Source organism: Empedobacter sp. UBA6305 (assembly GCF_002440405.1).
In the GTDB taxonomy this organism is placed as follows: Bacteria; Bacteroidota; Bacteroidia; order Flavobacteriales; family Weeksellaceae; genus Empedobacter; species Empedobacter falsenii_B.
On record NZ_DJTP01000038.1, the window covers coordinates 43233 to 51194 of the forward strand.

9 protein-coding genes and 1 pseudogene are annotated in these 7962 nt (G+C 29.9%); 3 read left to right on the plus strand and 7 right to left on the minus strand.

Features of this window, described 5'->3' with window-relative positions:
- Positions 1–125: 125 nt before the first annotated feature.
- Both B3M86_RS09150 and recG read right to left on the minus strand, forming a co-directional pair.
- The gene (locus B3M86_RS09150) at positions 126–290 is read right to left on the minus strand and encodes a hypothetical protein (protein WP_280051470.1); all 165 of its coding nucleotides are present in this window, start codon (positions 288–290) and stop codon (positions 126–128) included.
- 178 nt (positions 291–468) lie between these two features.
- Positions 469–2574, minus strand: coding sequence for an ATP-dependent DNA helicase RecG (gene recG, locus B3M86_RS09155; RefSeq protein WP_291075879.1), 2106 nt, complete (start codon positions 2572–2574; stop codon positions 469–471).
- A 111-nt stretch (positions 2575–2685) separates the two neighbouring features.
- Between recG and B3M86_RS09160 the strand changes: the two genes are divergently transcribed.
- Both B3M86_RS09160 and B3M86_RS09165 read left to right on the plus strand, forming a co-directional pair.
- Entirely contained in the window at positions 2686–3279 is a 594-nt protein-coding gene (locus tag B3M86_RS09160) for a thioredoxin family protein (RefSeq protein WP_115000253.1), read from the plus strand.
- Between the two features lie 70 nt (positions 3280–3349).
- A complete protein-coding gene (locus B3M86_RS09165; protein WP_115000255.1) occupies positions 3350–3910 on the plus strand; it encodes a TlpA family protein disulfide reductase in 561 nt (186 codons plus the stop codon).
- 65 nt (positions 3911–3975) lie between these two features.
- On the opposite strand, the gene B3M86_RS09170 is transcribed toward B3M86_RS09165, so the two are convergent.
- Complete coding sequence (locus tag B3M86_RS09170; RefSeq protein WP_115000257.1) at positions 3976–4527, minus strand: DUF1697 domain-containing protein; 552 nt, start codon at positions 4525–4527, stop codon at positions 3976–3978.
- A 140-nt stretch (positions 4528–4667) separates the two neighbouring features.
- Here B3M86_RS09170 and B3M86_RS09175 point away from each other — a divergent pair, with 140 nt between their 5' ends.
- Positions 4668–5240: a TMEM175 family protein gene (locus B3M86_RS09175; protein ID WP_115000259.1), complete on the plus strand. Its 573-nt coding sequence runs from the start codon at positions 4668–4670 to the stop codon at positions 5238–5240.
- On the opposite strand, the gene B3M86_RS09180 is transcribed toward B3M86_RS09175, so the two are convergent.
- From B3M86_RS09180 to B3M86_RS09195, 4 genes and pseudogenes are all read right to left on the minus strand, one after another.
- Positions 5241–6305, minus strand: coding sequence for an NAD(P)H-dependent flavin oxidoreductase (locus B3M86_RS09180; RefSeq protein ID WP_221854445.1), 1065 nt, complete (start codon positions 6303–6305; stop codon positions 5241–5243).
- Between the two features lie 6 nt (positions 6306–6311).
- Positions 6312–6611 carry a DUF3861 domain-containing protein gene (locus B3M86_RS09185; RefSeq protein WP_221854444.1) on the minus strand — a complete coding sequence of 100 codons (300 nt, stop codon included), beginning with the start codon at positions 6609–6611 and terminating at the stop codon, positions 6312–6314.
- A 127-nt stretch (positions 6612–6738) separates the two neighbouring features.
- Positions 6739–7488 carry a GLPGLI family protein gene (locus B3M86_RS09190; protein ID WP_291075880.1) on the minus strand — a complete coding sequence of 250 codons (750 nt, stop codon included), beginning with the start codon at positions 7486–7488 and terminating at the stop codon, positions 6739–6741.
- A 338-nt stretch (positions 7489–7826) separates the two neighbouring features.
- Positions 7827–7962: pseudogene (locus tag B3M86_RS09195) on the minus strand (IS982 family transposase); the annotation flags it as partial.

Consider the following 7962-nt stretch of genomic DNA (forward strand, 5'->3'; position numbering starts at 1 on the left):
CAATTCAATTATTTATATGGAAGAAAAAGGTGATATATTATTTCGCAATAAATGAATAAATAAAAATGATAAAGAAGTTTAGAAATAAAAAAAACCGCTTATTTAGCGGTTTTGAGAGATATTATTTAATTTTTTCTAAATCGTTGAAAAGACATAGAAGGTTTAATTTTTATCGATTCATTAGCGATTAATACCATTAAATTCAAGTGTTGATTAAATTTCCATAAAGAGTTTCCTTCAACCTCTATTCCTTGTGGAGTTCTGATAAGTTCTAAATTTGTGTACATCATAATCTATAATTTTTTGGTTGACGCTAATATTGTGTTAAAAACAATTTTTAATGTTAATTTCATTTAACACAACTGATAAAATTAAAAGTTTCTAATAAAATTCAGTATTTTGTATTTGTTTTTTAATAAACATAAATTATACCAAAAAATATACAAATGGTTTCCTTCATGTTAAATTTTAAGAAATTTGACTCCAGCCAACTTTATCTTTATGATTTTCAATAAAATATTTTTTTGTTGGCTCATAAATCGAAGAAGAAAGTGTTGGATCTTGTGAAAGAATAGCTTCTACACATTTTCTTGCAGCATACAAAACCTCTTTATCTTTCGCTAAATCAGCAATTTTAAGATTGAGAACTCCACTTTGTTGCGTTCCCATCATATCACCAGGACCACGCAATTCCAAGTCTACTTCCGCTACCTGAAAACCATCATTGGTTTCACACATTGTCTGAATTCTACGTTTCGATACTTCATTCAATTTCCCTCCCGTCATCAAAATACAATACGATTGTTCCGCTCCACGACCTACACGGCCACGAAGTTGATGTAATTGAGAAAGTCCAAAACGTTCAGAATTTTCAATAATCATAACAGAAGCATTTGGGACATTAACACCTACTTCTATCACAGTTGTCGCAACTAAAATCTGGGTTTCATTATTTTTGAAACGATTCATTTCAAATTCTTTATCAGCAGGTTTTTGACGACCATGCACAATACTTATCGCATATTCTGGCAACGGAAAAGCACGAGAAATACTTTCGTAGCCATCCATCAAATCTTTCAATTCTAACTTTGCAGATTCTTCAATTAATGGATAAACCACATAAATTTGACGACCTTTCGCAATTTCATCTTTCATAAATTTGAAAACACTCAAACGATGTGCATCAGTTTTATGAAGCGTTTTAATAGGTTTTCGTCCTTTTGGTAATTCATCGATCACCGAAACATCCAAATCGCCATACATTGTCATCGAAAGTGTACGTGGAATTGGCGTGGCTGTCATCACTAAAATATGTGGTGGAAGTTTAGCTTTTCTCCAAATTTTTGCACGTTGAGCGACTCCAAAACGATGTTGTTCATCAATAATAGCTAATGCCAAATTCTGAAAAATCACATTATCTTCTAACAATGCATGCGTCCCAATAATGATTTTAAGGTTTCCATTTTCAAGGTTTTCTAAAATAGGTTGACGTTTTTTCTTTGTCACTGAACCCGTTAATAATTCAACCGAAATATCCAAACCATTCAGCAATTCTGTAATGCTTTCGTAATGTTGTTGTGCAAGAATTTCGGTTGGCGCAATTAAAGCCGCCTGAAAACCATTGTCAACTGCAATCAATATCGTTAACAACGCAACCATCGTTTTTCCAGAACCAACATCACCTTGCAACAAACGATTCATTTGCGCAGGTTGACGAAGATCAAAACGAATTTCTTTTATCACTCTTTTTTGTGCATTTGTCAATTCAAAAGGTAAATATTCATTGTAAAATGTATTGAAATAACGACCAATTTCTGGAAAAGGATTACTTCTATTCTTTTGTTTATTGACTGCTTTTTGAGAGAGATTAGCAAGATTTAGAAAGAAAAATTCTTCAAATTTTAGACGTCGAATTGCCGCATTTAATTCTGTTACATCTTTTGGAAAATGAATTGCTTTTAAGGCTTCATTTCTTCCAACTAATTTATAATGATCGAGAACATTTAATGGTAAATTCTCAGGAATATCATTATTTTCAGCAAAAAGATTCATCATCATTTTCTGAAGAACACGATTCGTTATTCCTTTTTTTGTCAACTTTTCGGTACTCGGATAAACTGGAAATAATCCAAGCGGAATATTTTTAGCGTCTTCAACTAATTCAATTTCAGGATGTGTAATACTAAAATTATTATTGAACACATTTGGTTTTCCGTAAATCACAACTTCTTTGAAAAGATCATTTCTTAATTTCTCCTTTTGCCAAGAAGAAACTTTAAACCAAACTAATTCTAAAGTTCCAGTTCCATCTTGAAATTTCCCAACTAAACGTTTTACTTTTCCTTGGTTAATTTCTTCTAAACTAACAATTTTACCTTTCAATTGTATTTCGGCTGCTGTTGATGAAATTTCTGAAATTTTATAGAATTTCGATTTATCAACATAACGAAAAGGAAAATGCTGTATCAAATCTTCGTATCTAAAAATTCTGAATTCACTTTGCAGTGTTTTAGCACGCTCAGGTCCAGCACCTTTTAAATATTCTATTGTTTTTTTTAATGGATTTTGATACATTTTTCTACTTTCGAAAGTCGCAATTTACCAAATTTTAACGATAAACAATGTCATCATTGTTACAAAATAAGCTCGTAGAATTGCTTTATATTTGTAACAAATTAGAATCAAATGAATTTAACAGAATACATCAACAAAGGTTTATCATACGAAGATTATATCACACGCGTTGAAGATGATTTGGAAAACGAAATCGAAAACGATGATCCGAAAGAATATGTACAATATTATGCTTTGGGATTGCAACGCATGAACAGAATTTTTAAAACATTCAGTTTAAATCCTGCTCAAGAAATACGCGTTAAATCAACTACAAATAATTTAAAATTATTAGTAATTACAGAAGGTTGGTGTGGAGATGCATCTCAAATTTTACCTGTTGTGGAGAAATTGGCAAATGCACTTCAAGTTTCGACGCATTATGTTTTACGTGATGAAAACATGGAGTTGATGGAAAAATACAAAACAAATGGTGCAGCTTCTATTCCGATTATTATTGGAGTGAATGATGAAAATGAAGAAGCTTTCCGTTTTGGTCCTCGTCCACAAGCTGGAATGGAAATGTTGGCGCGTTTCAAAAGTAATCCTGATACGTATTCAGCAGATGATTTTCACGAAGATTTACAAAAATATTACAACAATAATAAAGGTGAAGATATTGTAAATGAAATTTTAGATTTGATTGACGAAAACATCGGTAATTAATCATTTTTTTCTATTTGTTCAACTTGATATTTGTTCGCATCTTTGTGTAAGATTTTATTGAAAAAGAAAAATGAAAGGAAATAAGCAAATTATTTTTGCCATCGTTGTAGTTGTCGCTTTAGTCGCTATTATGTTTACGCCAATTGGTACATTTTTTAAAAGTAAAATGGAAGATAATAGCCACGTTGCTGGTTCTGATATAGAATTAACAGAAAGTGATTATGATATTGATTTAATTGGTCATAACGGCGCTGCGAATACAAACTTGATTGATTTCAAGAAAAGTGGTGAAGTTGTTTTCCTAAATTTTTGGGGAAGCTGGTGTCCTCCTTGTGTTGCAGAAATGCCAACAATTCAGAAATTGTATGAAGCAAAAGGACAAAAAGTAAAATTTGTATTGATTGCTATTCAGGATAAACCGACAGTTTTTAATCCTTTTTTGCAAAAAAATAATTATACAATGCCAGTTTATGAGCCAAATAGTCCAATTTCGAATAATATGTTACCAAAGGTTTTTCCAACAACTTATATCTTAAATAAAAAAGGTGAAGTTGTGTTGAAAGAAACAAAAACGAGAGATTGGAACGATAAAGAAATTAATGATTTATTAGATAAATTAATCGCTGAATAATTTCATTCAAAAAGATAAAAAACCGTTATTAAATGATTAATAACGGTTTTTTTTATATCTGTAATTTAATTTTCTCTCATCAATGCTAATTGCAATAAAGCAGTTGTTGTATTTTGATTACGTGTAGTAGCACTTACATTAAATAGATTTTCGAAAAAATTATTGGTCAATTTTGTTTTTCCGTAACCAGAAGGACAATACAAATAAACGACATCATCAGCAATAAAATATTGTTCATCTTCAGTTTTCGAATTTTCAACTTTTTCAGTATTTATTTCCTCAGGTTTATTGGCTAAAAATGTATAATGCAAAAACTCTTTATCGATGCTAAAATCCTTTAAGAATGGATTATTTTCGATGATGTTTTTTAATTTTTCGATGGTTAAAATCAAAATTGGAACTTCAAAAGATAAACTTTCTACAATTTTATCGTGAATTAAATCTCCAATTTCTTTGATATCAGTCAAATTTGTCGAAAAAACTGCATTTCCACTTTGCACGTAAGTGGTAACATTTTCCAGTCTAAGTTCCTCTAAAAGTTTGGTTAAAACATCCATTTTGATGATTTTTTTACCACTCACATTTATACCTCTCAGAATTGCAATAAAAGTATTCATAAAACTATCTCTATTTACGAGAAACTTTGTTTAAAATTATGAAAATAAATATAATAGAAATTTTAAAACAAATCCCTAATTGTTACGATAATTTTGATAAATTAGCATCATTCTGAATAATAAAAAAACTAATAAAACCTATGACTACAAACAGATTAGAAGCTTTTAGCGATGGCGTTCTTGCAATTATTATTACCATTATGGTTTTGGATCTGAAAGTTCCGCTTGGAGATGATATAATGAGTTTGAAACCTTATATCCCAAAATTTCTGAATTATTTGTTCAGTTTTATTTATGTTGGAATTTATTGGAACAATCATCATCATCTTTTTCAGGCGATTGAGAAAGTAAATGGCGGAATTTTATGGAGTAATTTGCACTTGCTTTTTTGGTTGTCTTTATTACCAGTTTCCACAGGTTGGATGGGCGAAAATTACGACTCAACTTTTCCAGTTGCTTTTTATGGATTTGTCTTATTTATGAGCAGTGTAGCATTTATGATTATTGAAAAAATCGCTGTAAAACAAGAAGGAAAAGAATCAATAATTGGGAAATCTGTGAGTAGAAGTTTTAAAGAAATTTCTTCGAGTATTGGTTATTTGGCTGGAATCGGAATTTCATTTGTAAAACCAGAAATTGGTATTGTCATTTATGCTTTAATTGCTTTACTATGGCTAATTCCAGATAGAAGAATTGAAAAATCGATGCGATAATTATTGATAATTTTCCACAGAATCAATTAATTTTTGAAGAAGATTAGATGTAGAATCTTCTTCAAAATTTTTAAAAGATTGTCCTAACCATAAATTAGTAAACGCTGTATTTTCGTTCAATTTAGAAGCATTTCTCAACGGATTTGTTAATTTATTTTGATAAGGATAAGGTAAAACAAACTCAGAGTTTTCAAATAAATGAATAAATTCATTCTCAATTCCTCGTGCATATCTTCCAGAAAAACTTTTCGTCAAGATAATTTCACTTTCCCTTACATTTTTTAATCGTTCTTTTTCGAAGGATTTTAAAGCACTTTCATTGGAACACAAAAACAAACTACCAATCTGAAAAGCATCTGCACCCAATTGTTTAGCAGCCAAAAGTGTTTTCGTATCATAAATTCCACCAGCAAAAATCAACGGCTTTTTTACAACATCCTTTACTTGCGAAAACAATGAAAAGCCACCAATTTGAGGCAAAATATCTGGATTAAATGTTCCACGATGCCCACCTGCTTCAATTCCTTGTACACAAATCACATCAATATTCGATTTTTCCAATTGTATCGCTTCTTCCAGCGTTGTACAAGTCCCTATTAATGTCACATGATGTTCTTTAAGACGATTAATAGAATTATCGTCAAAATTGCCAAAAGTGAAACTCAAGATTTTGCACTTTTCTTGTAAAATTACTTCTATTTGTTCCTTATAACCATTTGGTTTTACAGCTTCAATCTCAGGAAAAACGATATCAAAGTTTTGTAGACGCGCAAGCTCAATTAACTTATTTTTTGTTGCATTATACTTTTGCTTTAATTCTGGTGTGATTTCAGGAATATCGTTCGCAAAAATATTGATAGCAAAAGGTTTATTCGTTAATTTTTTGGTTTGATAAATTCGCTTCAATGAATTTTCTGCATCCAAATCAGCAATTGGCAAAGAACCTAAACAGTTACAATTACTTGCTGCAGCAACCATTTCTGATGTCGTTACTCCAAACATTGGCGCTTGAATAATCGGATATTTTACGCCAAATAATGCTGTTAGTTCATTTTGCCAAATCATCTTTTTTTACTTTAAATTTTCTTTCAATTTAGGCATAAAAACTTTTATCGCAGGAAGTAAATCCTCAAAAATTGGATTGTTTTTATTCTTCATAACCACTTCCAAAAACAACTTTAAACCTATTGCAAATTCTACTGATTGATTTTCATTTTCGAACGGATTTTTAGATTTTATCATTTCAATAATCTTAAAAATCTCATCATGATTCATAAAATCTAAAACGATTGGAGCCTGTAATGGTGCATCTTTGTCTAATAATTCGGTCTGTTCTAACGTTAATTTGTAGTGATTTCCTTTCTTTGTCATATATCTAATTTTTCCAAAAGTAACAGATTAGAATTATCAAAAATTAAAATGATTATTCGTTTAATTGATTGATTAAATCAATAATATTTATTCAAAAAAAGAGTCACATTTCTGCAACTCTCTTTTGTTATTTATCAACTCCTTGATTTACTTGCTTATGACGTTCATTCATTGCTTTCATTTCCGCCATAAATTCTTTGTCTGTCACAACTTTTCCCTTTGTTGGCAAAGTAATCACAATATCTTTATCTAAAACTTCGATTTCTTTCATTGTAAAAATAGCCTTGAACTCATCTTCTGACATTTCTGCTTTCACAATCAATCCTGGTAAATTTGCATAACGATAAGGACCATCTCTATAAGGTAAACTTGTTGTATACCACGCTATCAACTCTCTTCCTTCCTCATCTATTCCAACTGCTTTTGTCGCGTTATAACCTGCTATTTCTGTTTTTTCTTTTGTGATTTTCCATTGATAATCAAAGATTTTATCTTTAATCAAAAAGGTTTTCACGCCAAAATCTTTCACATTATAAAATTCATTTTTTTCATAATCTTTATATTGTGGATTTGCTTCTGCAGCAATAATCATCTGCACAATAGAATTGTCATTGGATTGATTATTATCAATTTTAATTTCAGGTTTGAAAGAAGACATTTTACCATTACTCTCCAATACAAATTTCACCGAAATTCCGCGATCTATTTCACTTTTGAAACTCGCTTGATACGCAGCAGGGATACTACTTTTGATCTTATCGAAATCTAAAATAAAATCTGTGTTGTAGATTACTTTTATGTTCTCCTTTTTAGTTTGTGCAAAAGAAATAATAGACGAAATAGTTGTAAAACATACCGAAAATATAAGTTTTTTCATGTTATAATAATTTATGGTTTTGTTATTCTCAAAAGTAAAGAAACAAAGGTAATGAATTTGTTAAATAAGGCACAATAAATCATATCAGATTCATAAAATATAATTTAAAAATTTAACAATTTCCTAAAATTGAGAATCAAATAAATTGAAAGAATAAATATTACTTTTAAAATATATTGACGACCAAAATTTATGAAATTACAAAAAGGAATTACAGGTTTTGACTCCACTCCTAATATACAACAGAAGATTTAGAGAAAATTCTGAAAAGAATTAAATATCCATTTACCAAGACAGAAGTTATTCTGAAAATGAATGATTCTTACCCGTTGTGCATATTAAATAATTTGAGTTTTTAGATTATTAATATTTCGATTAAAGTATGTTTTATTAATGTACTGAACCAAAGTAAGTGCAGTAGTTTTAGCTAAAATTCTGGTTTTAAACCCTTCGAAAGTCTTTGCATAATTTCGT